Raw genomic sequence first — 15,869 nt, 5'->3', positions numbered from 1 at the left:
CGCAGCCGAGAGAGTCCGAAAGCCGACTCGTTTTTCGAGACTCGGCGCTTCAGCGCCGGGTCGAGAAAAATGCTCGGCGACTCGGATCTCTACTCGGCTAAGGGGCTAGCGACGCGGACGGCTCCGCCAGCACCCCAGCGCAGTTACTACCTCGCCGTAAAGTCCGTCTCGGACGTGACCGCACGACAAGCTTCCGCGATCAAATCCGCCGCACGATCCAGGTCGTCGAGCGACACGAGTTCGTTGGGCGAATGCATGTAGCGGTTGGGGATCGAGAGCAGCGCTGTCGCTACGCCATCGCGCGTGAGGTGAATGCCGTCGGCATCCGTGCTCGTGAAGCGACCGGCCGCGTGCACCGAGTACGGGATCTCGAGCTTCTTGGCCGTGTCGGCCAGCAGGCGGAACACCACCGGGTGCACGATCGACCCGCGGGTGAGTACCGGTCCACCACCGACATTGTGTTCACCGAGCTCCTTCTTCTCCACGCCCGGATGATCGGTGGCGAAGGTGACGTCGACTGCGATCGCCATCTTGGCGTCGAGCTGCTGCGCGGCCACGCGGGCACCACCGCCGGCGTAGCCGATTTCTTCCTGTGCCGTCGCGGCCGCGATGACGCGGGCGGCGCCGGGCTTGGCGGCGTAGCGACGCAGCGCTTCGAGCACCACGAAGGCACCGATACGGTCATCGATGGCGCGCGACACGATGCGATTGTTTGGCATCTCCATCACGCGCGCGTCGATCACGCCGGCGTCGCCGATTTCCAGATGCTCCATCGCTTCGGCCTTGTTCTTCACGCCGATGTCGACCCATAGGTCGGTGATCTTCGACGCCTTCTCGCGCTCTTCCGGCTTCATCAGGTGAATCGGCTTCTTGCCGATCACGCCGAACACGTCACCGTTGCGACCCAGGAAGCGCATGCGCTGACCGACGAGCACCTGCGGGTCCCAGCCACCGATCGGCTCGAAGTAGATGTAGCCGTTCTCGTCGATATAGGTCACGATCACGCCGATCTCGTCGATATGACCGGCCAGCAGGATCGTTGGGCCACCGCTGCCCTCGACCGTGGCGAGGCTATTGCCGACGACGTCGGCCTTCACGGTGGAGAACGTGGCGGCTTCGGCACGCCAGACGCGCGCCGGTGCGCCTTCGAAGCCCGACGGACCGGGCGTGTCGAGCAGGCGCTTCAGGAAGGCTACGGAGGATTCAGAAAGCATAGCCCAAATATAGGTGCTATTCTTGGTGCATGATCCTCCTTCTGATCGCCATCGGCGTCGGTGCCGGCATCCTCTCCGGCATCTTCGGGATCGGCGGCGGCATCGTGATTGTGCCCGCGCTGATCTACCTCGCCAAGATGCCGCCGCAGCAGGCCGCCGGCACATCACTCGCGGCCCTCGTGCTTCCCTTAGGCGCCGCCGTCGGCGCCATGGCGTACTACAAGGCCGGACACCTGCAGCCCAAGGACGCGCTGTTCATCGCCGTCGGCATGGCCGTCGGTGCCTACTTCGGCGCCCAGATCGCCACGCATGTGGACGCGTCCGTGCTGCGGAAGATGTTTGCGGCGTTGATGGTGGCGATGGCGGTGAAGATGTGGGTGGGGTAAAACTGCCAAAAGCTTAGGGAGCAGGGTGGAGGGTGTCAGGAAGGAGGAGGCAGGAGCACGACGCAGCTGTCCTGCGTTCTCCACCCTGATATCCTCCTTCCTGCCTCCTAAGCAGTTGGCAGTTAGCAGTCGTCAGCGCACCCTCTCCCCATGCCTCGCATCAATCGCCGTGAACAGCAACGGGTTGAAGATGCGCGCCATCGCCTCGATGCCGTCTACGATGCGCGGGCCTGGGCGGCTCACTAACCCGTTCGCGTCCAGCGCCCAGACCTGACGTCCGGCCAGCCACGACCACTGCGGGAGCGCGAGGCAACGCTTCGCTTCGGCCACAGACGCGGCGAGTGAGTAACCGCACGGCGCGAACAGCACGAACTGCGGGTCGGCTTGCGCTAACTGCTCCATGGGTACCGTGGTGGAGTGCATCCCGGCCGTGCCGAGCACGTCGAAGCCACCGGCGCGCTTGATCTGTTCCGGGCCCCAATGACCGGCGATGTACACCGGGTCGGTCCACTCGATCAGCGCGGCGCGCGGTCGCGGCGCCTTTTCGGCTTTGAGAATGTCGTGCACATGCTTCACGCGATCGTGCAGCCCCGCGAGCAGTTCCTCCGCTTCATCGCTGGCGTTCATCGCCTGCGCGACGGCCTGGATATCGGCGTACACGCCATCGAGCGTCGTGCCGCCCAGTGTGACGATGTTAGGCACTGGCGACAACTTCGCGGCGAGCGCGCGCACGTCGGTTTCGGTGATCGCGCACACGTCGCACAACGCCTGCGTGAGCAGCACATCGGGATGCAGCGCCCGAATGCGCGCTTCGTCCATCGAATACAACGCATGCCCTGCGCCGTGCAGCTCGCGCACCGCCGCGTCGATCTCCGCCGGGTCGGTGGTGTGCGGCAAGCTGCTCTTCGTCACCCGCGCGCGTGACACCACGATCTCGGGGTAATCACACTCGTGCGTCACGCCCACGAGATGATCCGTGGCGCCGAGAAACGCCATGATTTCGGTCGCGGCGGGGAGCAGGGAGACAGTGCGCATTCGGGAGATCGCCTGTGAGTTTCGAGTAGTGAGTAAAAGTTTCGCGTTCTGTGTTAAGCGCTGTTTGTCGGCAACCCACAACTCCACACTTCAACTCACAACCCCAAACTCACACGATCTACTTGGCCGCCTCGTACACCGCCTTCCCACCGACATACGTGGACACCACTCTCGCCTTCATGACCATCTCCGCGGGAACCCGCATGATGTCCGTATCGAGAATCACGAAGTCGGCGAACTTGCCCGCCGTGAGCGATCCCATCGACGCTTCCTGAAAGCCCGCGTACGCCGGCCAGATCGTCATGCTGCGCAGCGCGTCTTCGCGCGACATCTTCTGCTCGGGGAACCACCCGCCAGCCGGCCAGTCGCGCGCATCCTGACGCGCGATCGACGCGTGGAACGAGATCAGCGGATTCACCTGCTCCACCGGGAAGTCACTGCCGTTCGGAATCACCACGCCCGTCTGCAACAGCGACTGCCACGCATATGCACCGTACAAGCGTGTGGGGCCCAGTCGCTTGCCGATCCAGTACATGTCGCTGGTTTGATGACTCGCCTGCATGCTGGGGATCACGCCCAGCTGCGCGAAGCGCGGGATGTCGTCGTAGTGCAGAATCTGCGCGTGCTCCACGCGAAAGCGATGATCGGCCGTGGGCACCGTTTTCAGCGCCTGCTCGTAGGCGTCGAGCACCACGCGATTGCCGCGGTCGCCAATGGCGTGCGTGTTCACCTGGAAGCCCGCCTTCAAACCACGCTCGGCCACCTCGCGAATGTGCTCCTGCGTGCTTTTCAACAACCCCGAGTTGTTGGGGTCGTCGCTATAGGGCTCCAACAGCGCCGCCCCGCGCGATCCCATCGCGCCGTCGGCGTACAACTTCACCGCGCGCACCCAGAGTTGCCCGTCGTACATCGCCGACTGCGGTCCCTTCGCGAAGTAGTGATCGAGCGCCGCTTTGTCGTCGCCGATCATCACGTACAAGCGGAGATTCAGCTCCTTCGCCTTCGCCAGCTCCTCGTAGGTATCGATCGCCGCGCGCGTGGCGCCGGCGTCGTGCATGCCCGTGAGACCCCAGCTGTGCATCAGCGCAATCGCGTCCTTGAGCGCGCTCTTGTACTCGGCCGCCGTCGGCGCGGGCACCTGTTTCTCGAGCACGTCGCTGGCGTTATCCACGAATACACCCGTGGGATTGCCCTTCGCGTCCTTGATGATCTGCCCGCCCACCGGCGCCTTCGATGCCGCTGTCACGCCTGCCGCTTTCATGGCCGCCATGTTGGCGTACTGCGCGTGCCCATCCACGCGCTCCAGCAACACCGGATGATCCGGCAGCGCCGCCGTGAGCGCGTCGTGGGTGGGGAAGTCCGTCACGCCCCAGTCGTTTTGATCCCAGCCACGGCCGGTGATCCACGTGCCCTTGGGCACCGACTTCGACTTCGCCACCACCCGCGCGATCACCTCGGCCAGGCTGTTGGTGCCCGTGAGGTCTACCGAGCGCAGCGTCTGGGCCAACCCACTGAAGTGCGCATGGGCATCGACCATGCCCGGGATCACCGTGCGCCCACCGGCATCTACCACGCGGGTGTTCGGCCCGCGCAACACCGCTGCCTCGCGCTGCGAACCCACGAAAGCAATGCGCCCATCGCGCACCGCGAACGCTTCCACGAGCGGACGCGCATCGTCGGCGGTGTACACGCGTGCATAGGTGACGATGAGATCAGCCGGCGCCTTGGGGGCAGCGGCTTGGGCGAAGAGACCGAACGGCGCCGCGAGTACAGCAGCGCCGAGGAGAGTACGGAAGGCGATCATGAAGCCAGGGTAGGAGGGTCGGCTCAGTTTGCGCCTTACGGGAGCGTGGGGCAAGGTTTGGCCTAATCCGACACGAGGCGGTTAAATGGTATTGAAAAGATTGGTTGGGCGGTATTGGAAAAGCTGGTCAAATGGTATATAATATTGTGGTCAATCAGTCTTATTCGGCACCTGACCGGGGGTCGGTTGCACGATACCGATGCAGGGTACGTTCCAAGGATCGTCGACGCCGAGCTCGACGAACTTTTCGCCGAGCTTCCCGCGCTGGCCCTTGAGGGACCCAAGGGCGTCGGCAAAACGGCCACGGGCCGTCGCCGCGTGAGAACGGTGATCTCGCTCGACGATGCACAGCAGCGGGCGCTTGCTGAGGCATCGCCGGAGCAGGCACTTCGGGTGCCGACGCCGGTGCTGATTGACGAATGGCAGCGAGTGCCTGGCATTTGGGATGCGGTGCGACGTGCGGTCGATGCGTCCTATGTGCCAGCGCAGTTTCTGCTCGCGGGGTCCGCTGTTCCCCGGGAGTTACCTGTGCATTCCGGCGCCGGCCGTATCGTGCAGGTCCGTATGCGACCGCTTGCGTTAGCTGAGCGAGGCATTGCGACGCCGACGGTAAGTCTTCGAGCGCTGCTTAGCGGAACTCGACCGGATATCGGCGGGTCCACGTCGATTGCGCTCGCCGACTATGCTAGGGAGATCGTGTCGTCCGGATTTCCTGCCATACGGCGACTGTCTTCACGAACCGCGCGACGTCAGATCGCATCGTATCTCCGCCTCGCCGTCGACCGCGATGTTCGGGAGTACGGCGTCAACTTCCGCCGGCCTGAGCAAGTGCTCCACTGGATGACCGCCTACGCGGCGGCCACATCGACCACGACATCGTTGGAGAAGATCAGGACGGTGGTGTCGGTGCGTGGAGGCGACGAACCGTCGAAGTTGACGACGCTCGCCTACCGCGAGGTGCTCGAGCGTCTGTGGCTCCTGGATGCCGTACCTGGTTGGACGCCAACCAAGAACTCGTTGGCCCGACTGACGCAGGCGCCCAAGCATCATCTCGTCGATCCGGCGTTGGCGGCACATCTCCTTGGGGCCGATGCCGCGGCGCTGGTGCAGGGCACCGTCTCGGGAGCCTTCGTTCCGCGTCACGCCACGCTCCTCGGCCAACTGTTCGAGTCACTCGTCACACAGTCCGTTCGCGTTTACGCGCAGGCCGCTGAAGCAGACACGTATCATTTGCGGACTCGGGAAGGCAGGCAGGAGATCGATTTGATCATCCAACGGCACGATCAGCGAGTGCTCGCACTGGAGGTCAAGCTCAACCCCGTGGTGACCGACGACGATGTGCGCCATCTGCGATGGCTGCAGAAGGAACTCGGCGACGACGTCGTTGATGCCGCCGTGATCACCACCGGCCGACAGGCATACCGTCGCGAGGACGGCATCGCCGTGATGCCCGCCGCGCTGCTCGGGCCGTGACGAAAAGCGCGGGGCAACCGTGATGGTCACCCCGCGCTTCTCGTCGTGCTACTCCCTACTCCCTACTTCGCAGCTAGCGAATTACTTGGCCGGCGGCAGGATCACCGCGTCGATCACGTGGATCACGCCGTTCTTGGCGACGATGTCCGTCTTGACGATGTGCGCCTGGTTGATCATCGGCACGCCACCCATCACGGTGATCTTGGCTTCCTGGCCTTCCACCGTCTTGGCACCCTTGCCGGCGAGCTTGAGCGCGTCGGCGGCCATCACCTTACCGGCGACGACATGGTACAGCAGCACGTTCTTGAGCGCGGCCTTGTCCTTGCCAAGCGCGGCGAGCGTCGCGGCCGGGACCTTCGCGAAGGCCTCGTCGGTCGGGGCGAACACCGTGAACGGGCCCGGGCCCTTGAGCGTCTCGATCAGGCCAGCGTCCGTGAGGAGCTTGGCCAGGGTCTTGAACGAACCAGCGGCCACCGCCGTCTCGACGATGTCCTTATCCTGCGCCTGCGCGATCGACGGGGCAGCGACGGCGAGCATCGCACCAGCAACGAGCATGGACAGCTTACGCATCAGAAAAGCTCCGAGATGTCTATGTGGTTTTAGGACCAACCGGTCCTAACATCAGCTTGAACACGGGTCCGGCAGGCGCTGTTCCGGAGTCTTGAGACTGTGACAGTCCGATCGAGTGGGTCCGAATTGGGGGTCACGTGTAGGTGGTACACCATAGGGTCGGGAACAGCCGAACACCCTAGTAGCGGTGTTAAAGGTCAAGGGGTGGAAAGGGTCGGCACCGTCCAGTGCCGGCCCGTTTTCATCATGGTGTTCAAGATGACGAGCAGGCGACGCATGCAGGCCATCAGGGCAAGCTTGGGTGGTTTGCCGGCGGCGAGCAGCCTCTGGTAGCAGTCGCGCAGGACCGGGTTGTGGCGGGCCCCCGTGAGCGCCGCCATGTACAGCATGTGGCGGACCTCCGCGCGCCCGCCCCAGCAGCTCCGCTGGCCGCGGAAGCGCCCTGAATCGTTCGCCAGCGGGGCGATGCCGACGAGCTTGGCGATGGCGCGCCGCGAGAGCGTCCCGAGCTCCGGCAGATGCGCGAGCAGCAGATGCGCGGTCTGCGCGCCGACGCCGGGGACACTTTGCAAGAGCGCGTCCTGGGCCTGCCACACCGGACTCTGTTCGATCCACTGATCCAGATCCGTGTTCGCGTCGGCCAGCGCCTGTTCAAGAAAGCGGATGTGCTGCGTGAGACTGCCGCGCACACTCGCCCGCGCGTGCTCAAGGCGTTGGCGCTCCGCTTTCAGCATGTCGACGAGCTGGCGGCGACGATCCACCAGGGCGGCCAGTTCTCGCGTCGCCTCGTCCGGCAGCGCCCGCGGCACCGGCTGCACGCGCGCGGCATACCGCGCGCAGCAGCAGCGCGGCGTCGAGGCGATCTGTTTTCGCAAGCTGCCCCATGCTGCGCGCGAAGTCGCGCACCTGCCGCGGATTCACCACGGCGACGGGCAGCCCCGCTTGGATGCATGTCGTGGCCAGCAGCTGGTGATACCGCCCCGTGGGCTCGACGACGATGAGGTCCGGCGCGAGCGGCCCCAGCTGCGCGAGCAGCGTGGCCAGTCCGGCCGCATCATTCGTCACTTGCCACGTGGCGCCGCCCTCGACCGCCACGTCCAACGTCTTCGCGCTGACATCAATGCCGATGAAGCTCATGGTCTCCTCACGCGGTCGTGATCGCGCGCGCCCGGCCTTGTGAGATACGGGGTCGAACCCCAAGTAGCGGTTCGGGCTGGTGGCGATCAGTGACGCGGCGCTCACACTAGGCTTCGGGCTCAACGGGCCCTGGGGAGCAACGAGCTGCCGCGACCCTGAAGATGCACGAGAAATCGTGGACCGTGGAGACATACAAGGAAGCAGGGGGGAGGGTATCAGGGAGGAAGAGGCAGGTGAGCCGCGCGCAGTTGCTCCTCCCTCTTACCTGATACCCTCCCCCCTGCTTCCTAGGGCGTTGCTGTTCCGTAGCGCCCAAGCCACACCCTGTAGGCCCAACCCGTCCCATCTATATGCGTCAACTGTGATGAACTTCATCACCATATAGTAGCATTAGAGGCTTTTCACGTAGGCACGCTTATTGAAGAGGTCGCCATCGTTCGGATGTCCCGCGATACCCTCTTTGGAGTTCTCCGTGCTTCGTAACACCCTGCTCGCCGTCGTCGCCCTCGCCTTCAGCGCCAACACCGCGTCGGCCCAGTACAGCCTCCTCACCTCGCGCGCGCAGGTCGGCGGCACGGGGTTCATCAACTGGGCGGACCTTCCCACCGGAAGCGTCTCGAACCCGTTCAACATCAACGTCACCAATACCGGGCTCACCGCCACCGTAAGCCAAGCGGTGAATTCCGGCTTCACGCGCATCGACCAGGGTGCCGGCTGGGGCGGCAACTTCACCTCCGGTGACGCGCTGTTGTGGACGAATGGCAACGGCCCGATGACGATCATGTTCAGCAGCAACACTTCGTCGGCCGGCGCCAACTTCCAGACCGATTACTTCGGCAGCTTCGTGGGCCGCATCAGCGCGCTCGACGTCGGCGGCAACGTGCTCGCGTTCTTCAATTTCAACGGCACCTCGAACAGCAACGGCGACGGCTCGGCCGTGTTCGCCGGCATCACCAGCACGAACGGCGACATTCGCGGCGTGCGCTTCGAAGGTGTGTCCGCCAGCAACCAGCCGAACGACTTCTCCATCAACAACGTGTCGGTGAACGGCGCGACGACCACCGTGCCGGAGCCGGGCACGTACGCCCTGATGGCGAGCGGGCTTGTTGCGCTGGCGGTGGTGCGTCGGCGGAAGGCGCGCGCGTAATACAACGGCCAAAAGCCTAGGAGGCAGGAAGGAGGGAATCAGGAAGGAGGAAGCAGCCAACGCGCGTCGTGCGCCTGCCACCTCCTCCCTGACACCCTCCTCCCTGCCTCCTAAGCCGTTGGCAGTTAACGAACCTCAGAAGACGCGCACCGCCCTCATAACAGCCTCAATCTCCTGTATCTCGCGCGGGCTCTTCGTGAGCCACTCCAAACTCCCGTCGCGCGCAATCAGATAATCGTCCTCGATGCGCACGCCGATGTTGCGGTACTTGCGCACGGCAGCCGCGAGTTTCGCCGCCAGCGCACCATTCCGCTCGGTCTTCGGCAGCACGTCCACTACGTTCTCGCGCACATAAATCCCCGGTTCGATCGTAAACACCGATCCCGGTTGCAGGGTGCCGTCTACTTCGTAGCGGTCGGGGTCATGCACCTCGAGCCCGATGCCATGCCCGAGTCCGTGCATGTAGAACAGGCGGTATTGCTTGCATTGGCTCTTGCCGTCAGCCGAGCAGTCGTACGTGGCGTCCGCCGACTCGATCAGGCCGAGCCTCGCCAGTCCTGCTGCGAGCACCGCATTCGACGAATCGCTCATCGACCCGGCGCGACGACCGCCGCGGGCCTGACGTTCGGCGGCGGCCTGAGCATCGCGCACCACCTGATACACCGCGCGCTGTTCCGGCGTGAACTGTCCGCCCACCGGATACGAACGCGTCATGTCGGCCGCGTAGCCATCGAAGCTCGCGCCGATATCGACGACCACCATCTCGCCGCGCTTCATCTGCCGGTCGTTGGCGTTGTAGTGCAGGGTGGTGCCATTCGGGCCCGACCCCACGATACTCGAGAAGCTCGGTCGCTCGGCGCCCTGCCGGCGCAACGCGCGCTCCAGATCGGCCTGCACTTCGTACTCGAAGCCATCCGGCTTCACCGCCTTCGCCGCATCAGCGTGCGCACCCACCGTGATCGCGGTGGCGCGCTTGATCAGCGCCAACTCGGCGTCACTCTTGTACGCGCGCAGCTTACCCACCTCGCGCGAAATGTTGCGCACCGTGAGTGTGGGCATGCGCGACTTCACCGCCGCGATGTACTGGTCGTCGAGCGTGAGACGGTTCGCGAATCCCAGATCCGCCACCACACTCAACACCGGCGCTGGCGCCGACCGCATCAGCGAGTCCACCGCCGCATCCAACTCCGCCATCGAGCGCCCCCGCACGCCCCACGTGGCCTCGGCGTTCTCGGGCCCCACGCGATTTCCCGTCCACACCTCACGCGACGGTTCCTTCGGCTGCACGAACACCGTCCACTCCACAGTCGCGCCCTGCTTCACGCCGACGAGCGCCGCATCCGGCTCACGCATGCCAGTGAGGTAGTAGAAGTTCGTCGCCTGAAAAAAGCTGACGTAGTCTTCGCGCGGCTCCCGGCCGCCGAGTGCGAGAATGACGCCGTCACCGACCAGCGCCGACGCAAGCGCCTCACGCCGCGCCGCATATTCCGCGCGCGCAACGGCCGGCGGTGCACCCAAGGGCCGCTGCCCGGCCGCGGTGACAAACGGAGCAAGGGCCAGCACCAAGGACCACGGTAGCAATCGTGACATGCCGATGCGGAAGCTGATTGGTGGCGAACGTGTGAGCGACCAGCGGAAGCGGCGCTATGGCCTAATCGTAACGGTACTTCCGGCAGCCCGTCCACGTTCCCCACCAAACAGCTTCCGGTGTGAAATCACACGGTGGCACCCGTGGCCCAGTTGAGGACATCCACGCCCTTGAATCGCGCAAAGTTCTTCACGTTCGCGGTGACGAGCACCAGGGCATTCACGAAGGCGATGGCGGCAATCTGGCCGTCCACAAAGGGGGCCGGACGCCCCAGCTTCTCGAGACGTGCGCGCTCATGCCCGTGCCATCGCGCCGCAGACTCCTCATACGGGAGCACAGGAAACGACGCCAGCACGACCTCGTGCAGGTACGTCTCCAGGGCCGCGCGCCGCTTGCCGCGCGGCAACAGCTGACAGCCGTAGCTGAGTTCGTGCCACACCGGCGCCGCGATAGCGCACTCGTGCCCATAGGCCTCGAGACGCGTGACGATGTGTTCGTTCGGCAACTTGGACATTGGCGAGGACACGATGCTGGTATCGAGCAGATATCGCAGCGTCACAGCTCGACCTTCCGACCGGCGTCCTTCGTACGAGAAGCCGCGAGAGCACCGGGCTCCAATCCGATGTCGCCGAGTGCATGCGTCGAGAGGAAATGCTTGTAAGCATCCCCGAACGGCGTGCGTACTCCGCGAAGTCGGGCGTACTCCCGTAGCGAAATGACAACGGCCACGGCGGTGCCGCGCCGGGTCAGTTCGATCTCCTGACCCGCTTCTGCCTGATCGACAATGGTCGGGAGATTCGAGCGCGCTTCAGCAATGGAGTATCGTTTTGCCATATTCACAATGTACATAAGGGTGTACATAAAGCCCAATGCGACATTCCCTTCTCACTCCTCCCTGAAACCCTCCGCCCTGCTTCCTAAGCTTTGGGCAGTTCCCAGACCACGCAGATGTATCTACTGTTATTACATGGAGCCCATTGAACTCAAAGTTGCCCGGATCGGCAACTCTCGCGGCGTCCGCCTGCCGGCCAAGACGTTGGAACGCTTCGCCATCGGCGACCGGGTCATCATGGAAGAAACGGCCGACGGCATCTTGCTCCGGCCGGATCGCACCGCGACGCCCAAGCTGTCGTGGGAGGACACCGCGCGCGCCATGGCCGCAGCGAGTGACGAGAGCTGGAGTGAATGGGACGCCGTCGCATCCGACGGCCTCGCCGACATCACGTGGGATCGCCCGCCCGTGCGCCGCGTCGCAGAGTCAAAAGCCGACTATCTCGCGCGCGCCAAGAAGAAGCCGAAGTGAAACGCTACGACGTCTGCTGGGCGCAGCTCGACCCCACGATCGGATCAGAGATCGCGAAGACTCGGCCGGTGGTGATCGTCAGCCTCGACGTCCTCAATGAACTACTGGAGACCGTGACGGTCTGTCCGCTCACTTCGGTGCTGCATCCCACTTGGCGTACCCGACTCGCGGTGCGCGTGGCGAAAAAGCCCGCCGAGGTCGCCGTCGATCAGATTCGCACGATCAGCAAGTCACGCATTGGTGCAAAGCTCGGTGCGCTGTCAGCGGCAGACGCTGCGGCGCTACGTGTACTGATCACGGCAATGTACGGGACACGGGAATGAACGACGCCTGCTGACAGGGAAGCTATTTGGTGGCGAACGTTTGGGCGACCAGCGGAAGCGGCGCGGCGAGCGAGGCCGTGCCAGAACGCCACTATCGCTCGCTCATCGAAGCGGTACTTCCGCCAGCCCATACACGTTCGCCACCAAATAGCTTCCCTAAGGAAATCACGCGGTTGCTACCGTGTCAGGTCAGCGATCATCGGGCGGTGGTCCGAGCCCACATCATCGCCCACCCAGGCGCCGCGCACGCGGAACCACTTCGGCGCGCTCAGCACGTGGTCGATGCGCAGGCGCAGCAGCGTCCCCTCGTGCTTGCTGAAGCCGAAGCCCAGTCCCTTGCTGTCGAAGGCGTTGGTGAGGCCACTCCAGTAGCGCCGGTAAATCGAACTCTCCACGGGCATGTTGAAGTCGCCGGCGACAACGATCGGGATGTCGTCCATCTTGCGCGCCGACCACACCGACGCGCGCTCGGCTTCGCCCTCACGGATGCGCGCGTTCAGCGCCACGCGATCTTCACCGCCACGGGCATTGCGCTGCTCTTCTTCCGGTGACGGCACACCGGTGGCGTTGTCGGGAATCAAGCCGTCACTGCCCATGAGCGACTCGAGTCCTTTGCGCGCCGTCTCAAGATGCAAATTCACGAACTGAAACGGGCCTGCGGGATGCGCGATGCCGTAACGGATCACGATGCCCGTGCCGCCGTATCCCAGCTGCGACACGCGCTGAAACGCCGCACGCGGCATGGTGTCGGCAAACTCAATCGGCCACCGGCTCATCGTGCACAGGCTCTCATAGCGCGCCGTGTACCATCCGCGCTGCTGTGCGGCCACCGCCGCCAACTCGTCACCACATTCCTGCATCGCCACAATACTCGGCGCATAGCTCTCCAGAATCCCCGCTAGCCGCAGCTTCACAATCGCGCCGCTCTGCGCGTTCAGCGACAACACGCGAATCCTGTCAGCACCTGGCGCTGCGGGCGGCAACAACCCCTCCGTGGGCACCGCCACCCGAAAGCCCATGATCGGCATGATGGCGATAAGCGCACCCACCGCCAGCAGCTTCACCGACGTGCGCGCGAACAGCACCGCCATCGGCAGCAACACGACCAGCGGCAACAGCACTACCCACCGCGGCCCATACGCCAGCAACGTCGCCGGCAGCCAGAACTCGGATGATGTGAACAGCGCAATCCACGTGGCCACCATCGCCACCGCATACAGCGCCGCTGCACGAAACGTCCACCGCGTGATCGCGCGCCGGGACGTCCATTCGGCGACATCGACCACCGGCCACTGAAGACGGGGCATCCGCGGCATCCGCGCGAGCAACTCGCCAAGCGAGAACCCCGCCCGCTTCCGCGACCGCCGCTCCGACTTTCGCTCCGACCGCCCACCAACCACGGTCTCCTTCTCCACCGGCCGCGCAATCACCACCGACCGCCCGCAACGGCACCTGATCGTCCGCCCAAGATGCTCGTCGCTACTGTGGATCACGGCGCCGCAGGCGCACACCACATCCAAAGACCGCTGGGGCGAACGTGTCATGCCGAGAGGGAAGCTGTTAAGTGGTGAACGTGTGAGCGACCAGCGGAAGCGGCGCTACGGCCCCATCGAAGCGGTACTTCCCCCGCCCTGTCACGTTCGCCACCAAATTGCTTCCCGTGTGAAATCAGACGGTTGCAACCGTGGCCGGCTAGAGCAACGCGCTAGTAATCACCGACTCCAGTATCCCGAGGCCGAAGTACGCAATGATCACCGTGATGTCGATCATGCCGATCGTCGGGATCACCTGACGCAGCGGGCCTAAGAACCATTCGGTGAGCACGTACGACCAGCGCCACCACTTGGAGTACGGGCTGCCGCCCACCCAGCTCGAGATCACGCGGGCGAACAGCGCAACCTTCAGCACGCTGAACGTCCAGTGCACCAGCAGCGCGGCCAGCGATGAGCCAGAGCCGCTCATGTACGCCAGCATCATCAGCTGATCTCGCACGAAGCCCACGGCCGAGAGCAGGATGAGTCCACCCACGATCACGGCGGCCAGGGCCCACCAGGGGGCGGCGTACGGCGTGCCGCCGGCGCGCATGATGCGGCGTTCCATGGGGGCGATCAGCCACGGGTCCACCTTGTCGCGGGAAAAGCGCGCGAAGGGGGAGAAGGGCGAGATCTTGCGGGTGCGCACGCTGTACGACACCGCCGCCGCCACGGCGGTAAAGGCACCGGCCACGAAGACCGCGGGGCGCAGCACACCAAGGAGCAGATCGAGAACACCGACGATGGATCCGAGCATAGTCGAATGATACTCCCGAGCGGATCAGTCGGCTCACTCCGCATCATGATGACATTGAGACGGCACCACGGAGCGGGCGGCGTATTGACCTAGCTCGCAATACGGCGATGCGGCGTTTGTTCACCGCATCGATATCGTGGTCGGCGAAGCGCCGCGTTGGGGTTGCGCGCGGCACAAAATCAACCGATAGTAGGACTGAGTCCCATTGCGGCATTTTCGTAGGCCCAAGGTCGTGCCGGGTCCCGTCTTTCCGCTGGCCGCATTCCAATCGGCCGTCGCCTCGGGTGCGTTTCATTGTTTATGCGCGGTCGGCCCGAGAACCGGTCATTCATTGAGGCGTTCGATCCCTACGACGAGTAGCTGTATGAAACGAGAACAGCTCGCGTTGACCGACCGTCCATGTGGTGCGTGTGGCGTCGGACGCTTTCAGCCTACAGATGTGAAGGGTCGCGCGTTTGCTTATCGTGACGAGCGAGCACTCGTGCTCACGACTTCCTTGCTTGTTCCCGTCTGCAATGTCTGCGGGGAGCTGCGGGAGAGAGGAGCGCATGCAGAGTCGCTAGATACGCTGCTCGAAGCGGAGTACACGACGAAGCGCATCGCGGCAACGAAGGAACTCGTCGCTACACTGCTTGATGACGGATGGCGCCAAGTGGAAATCGAACAGGTCATGGCGCTTTCAGCGGGATATTTGAGCAAAGCGCTGCGAGGGGAGAAAACGCTCGCCACCTCGACACTGCGGCACCTGATCCACTTGGCACTGCACCCCAGGCAGACGCTTCAGGACCTCACGCCTCGCTTCCCTCAGGTCCGCGAAATTGAGCTGGCGCTGGAGCGTCGCGGCGTATTCGCCGCGTAGCGCCCCGCCGCCGCTCCCGCGGCCAGTAGCGCCATCATCAACAGCCAGTCGCGCATGCCCACCGGGGCCACTCCAAAGAACCGCGGCATCGCCGCCGCACCCACCCAGAGCCACAACATCGCGATCCCCAACACGCGCCAACTCCGCGCGCCGGCCTGAATCCCCCACCATCCGATCGGCACCATAAGCGCAGCAAGCCAGCATACATGCGCCAATAGCGCAAAACTCCCACCAATCGCAAAAACCGTCTGAATCAGCGCCCACCCGATCACCGGCGTCAGCGCCACCGCCCGTGATCCCGTGAACGCCGCCGACGTGGCCGACAACCGCAGCGTATCCGGCGCGCTCCACGCCTCGAGCACCACCGGCCGCGGGTCGCTCACCGACCGCCCCGCGAACACGCCGTCCAGCCAAAGCGTGGGCATGGCCAGCCCCCAGTCCCAGGCCCGGCGCGTGACCACCAGCCGCGCCGCGAGGTCGTCCTCGCCCACGAACGCCACCGCCGACGAGTCTCCTGCGACATGCAGATAGCCGATCGGCACCAGCGCGCCGCCCTCTTCGCGCCCGCGCAGCACGACGCGCATCGCCACCACAGCCGGCTCCCGCCATACCACAGCGATCAGCGGCCCCGTCCCCCGGTGCGTCGTCGTGAAGCCGTTCACCGCCAGCGTGTCGGCAAGTCCGCCAAACCATCCATGCCCCGGCGTAAACGGCAGCGGACTCACGCCATACCTGGTAGTC

Annotated in this window: 16 protein-coding genes and 1 pseudogene; 6 read left to right on the top strand and 11 right to left on the bottom strand. The window is 64.5% G+C overall.

Translation table 11 applies throughout. From position 1 onward, the window contains the following. Positions 1-146 precede the first annotated feature (146 nt). Positions 147-1,214, bottom strand: coding sequence for a M42 family metallopeptidase (locus tag HKW67_RS12385; protein ID WP_171225681.1), 1,068 nt, complete (start codon positions 1,212-1,214; stop codon positions 147-149). Between the two features lie 29 nt (positions 1,215-1,243). Here HKW67_RS12385 and HKW67_RS12380 point away from each other — a divergent pair, with 29 nt between their 5' ends. Continuing rightward, a complete protein-coding gene (locus tag HKW67_RS12380; protein WP_171225680.1) occupies positions 1,244-1,600 on the top strand; it encodes a TSUP family transporter in 357 nt (118 codons plus the stop codon). A 132-nt stretch (positions 1,601-1,732) separates the two neighbouring features. Here the strand turns inward: HKW67_RS12380 and HKW67_RS12375 are convergent, their stop codons facing one another. Next, the gene (locus tag HKW67_RS12375) at positions 1,733-2,635 is read right to left on the bottom strand and encodes an ABC transporter substrate-binding protein (RefSeq protein WP_171225679.1); all 903 of its coding nucleotides are present in this window, start codon (positions 2,633-2,635) and stop codon (positions 1,733-1,735) included. Between the two features lie 118 nt (positions 2,636-2,753). Beyond that, on the bottom strand, positions 2,754-4,439 hold the full coding sequence (locus HKW67_RS12370) for an amidohydrolase (RefSeq protein ID WP_171225678.1): 1,686 nt from the start codon (positions 4,437-4,439) through the stop codon (positions 2,754-2,756). A gap of 114 nt (positions 4,440-4,553) precedes the next feature. Between HKW67_RS12370 and HKW67_RS12365 the strand changes: the two genes are divergently transcribed. Further along, on the top strand, positions 4,554-5,912 hold the full coding sequence (locus tag HKW67_RS12365; protein WP_206044405.1) for an ATP-binding protein: 1,359 nt from the start codon (positions 4,554-4,556) through the stop codon (positions 5,910-5,912). Between the two features lie 81 nt (positions 5,913-5,993). Here the strand turns inward: HKW67_RS12365 and HKW67_RS12360 are convergent, their stop codons facing one another. Together HKW67_RS12360 and HKW67_RS12355 are read right to left on the bottom strand one after the other, a co-directional pair. Then, on the bottom strand, positions 5,994-6,482 hold the full coding sequence (locus HKW67_RS12360; protein WP_171225677.1) for a fasciclin domain-containing protein: 489 nt from the start codon (positions 6,480-6,482) through the stop codon (positions 5,994-5,996). A 197-nt stretch (positions 6,483-6,679) separates the two neighbouring features. Further along, positions 6,680-7,619: pseudogene (locus tag HKW67_RS12355) on the bottom strand (IS110 family RNA-guided transposase). Positions 7,620-8,091: 472 nt separating this feature from the next. Here HKW67_RS12355 and HKW67_RS12350 point away from each other — a divergent pair. After that, the gene (locus HKW67_RS12350; RefSeq protein ID WP_171225676.1) at positions 8,092-8,766 is read left to right on the top strand and encodes a PEP-CTERM sorting domain-containing protein; all 675 of its coding nucleotides are present in this window, start codon (positions 8,092-8,094) and stop codon (positions 8,764-8,766) included. Positions 8,767-8,901: 135 nt separating this feature from the next. On the opposite strand, the gene HKW67_RS12345 is transcribed toward HKW67_RS12350, so the two are convergent. The 3 genes from HKW67_RS12345 to HKW67_RS12335 all read right to left on the bottom strand — a co-directional run bounded on the left by HKW67_RS12345 (position 8,902) and on the right by HKW67_RS12335 (position 11,188). Then, the gene (locus HKW67_RS12345) at positions 8,902-10,356 is read right to left on the bottom strand and encodes an aminopeptidase P family protein (RefSeq protein WP_171225675.1); all 1,455 of its coding nucleotides are present in this window, start codon (positions 10,354-10,356) and stop codon (positions 8,902-8,904) included. 125 nt (positions 10,357-10,481) lie between these two features. Further along, positions 10,482-10,913, bottom strand: a complete 432-nt coding sequence (locus HKW67_RS12340) for a type II toxin-antitoxin system VapC family toxin (RefSeq protein ID WP_171225674.1) — start codon at positions 10,911-10,913, stop codon at positions 10,482-10,484. Further along, on the bottom strand, positions 10,910-11,188 hold the full coding sequence (locus tag HKW67_RS12335; protein ID WP_171225673.1) for a type II toxin-antitoxin system Phd/YefM family antitoxin: 279 nt from the start codon (positions 11,186-11,188) through the stop codon (positions 10,910-10,912). The genes HKW67_RS12340 and HKW67_RS12335 overlap by 4 nt, the downstream gene beginning before the upstream one ends. A gap of 133 nt (positions 11,189-11,321) precedes the next feature. Here HKW67_RS12335 and HKW67_RS12330 point away from each other — a divergent pair, with 133 nt between their 5' ends. Together HKW67_RS12330 and HKW67_RS12325 are read left to right on the top strand one after the other, a co-directional pair. Then, positions 11,322-11,657 (top strand): AbrB/MazE/SpoVT family DNA-binding domain-containing protein, encoded by a 336-nt coding sequence (locus HKW67_RS12330; protein ID WP_171225672.1) that lies wholly within the window; start codon positions 11,322-11,324, stop codon positions 11,655-11,657. After that, the gene (locus tag HKW67_RS12325) at positions 11,654-11,980 is read left to right on the top strand and encodes a type II toxin-antitoxin system PemK/MazF family toxin (RefSeq protein WP_206044404.1); all 327 of its coding nucleotides are present in this window, start codon (positions 11,654-11,656) and stop codon (positions 11,978-11,980) included. The genes HKW67_RS12330 and HKW67_RS12325 overlap by 4 nt, the downstream gene beginning before the upstream one ends. Positions 11,981-12,156: 176 nt before the next feature. Here the strand turns inward: HKW67_RS12325 and HKW67_RS12320 are convergent, their stop codons facing one another. Together HKW67_RS12320 and HKW67_RS12315 are read right to left on the bottom strand one after the other, a co-directional pair. After that, positions 12,157-13,287, bottom strand: a complete 1,131-nt coding sequence (locus HKW67_RS12320) for an endonuclease/exonuclease/phosphatase family protein (protein ID WP_171225670.1) — start codon at positions 13,285-13,287, stop codon at positions 12,157-12,159. Between the two features lie 385 nt (positions 13,288-13,672). Continuing rightward, positions 13,673-14,269 (bottom strand): YggT family protein, encoded by a 597-nt coding sequence (locus tag HKW67_RS12315; RefSeq protein ID WP_171225669.1) that lies wholly within the window; start codon positions 14,267-14,269, stop codon positions 13,673-13,675. 364 nt (positions 14,270-14,633) lie between these two features. Between HKW67_RS12315 and HKW67_RS12310 the strand changes: the two genes are divergently transcribed. Then, the gene (locus HKW67_RS12310) at positions 14,634-15,128 is read left to right on the top strand and encodes a hypothetical protein (RefSeq protein ID WP_171225668.1); all 495 of its coding nucleotides are present in this window, start codon (positions 14,634-14,636) and stop codon (positions 15,126-15,128) included. On the opposite strand, the gene HKW67_RS12305 is transcribed toward HKW67_RS12310, so the two are convergent. Further along, entirely contained in the window at positions 15,074-15,853 is a 780-nt protein-coding gene (locus HKW67_RS12305) for a hypothetical protein (protein ID WP_171225667.1), read from the bottom strand. The genes HKW67_RS12310 and HKW67_RS12305 overlap by 55 nt on opposite strands. Between the last annotated feature and the right edge of the window lie 16 nt (positions 15,854-15,869).

This window comes from Gemmatimonas groenlandica (genome assembly GCF_013004105.1).
GTDB lineage: Bacteria > Gemmatimonadota > Gemmatimonadetes > Gemmatimonadales > Gemmatimonadaceae > Gemmatimonas > Gemmatimonas groenlandica.
The sequence above is the reverse complement of the archived record's forward strand: the minus strand, read 5'-3'. Positions and strand labels throughout refer to the sequence as shown.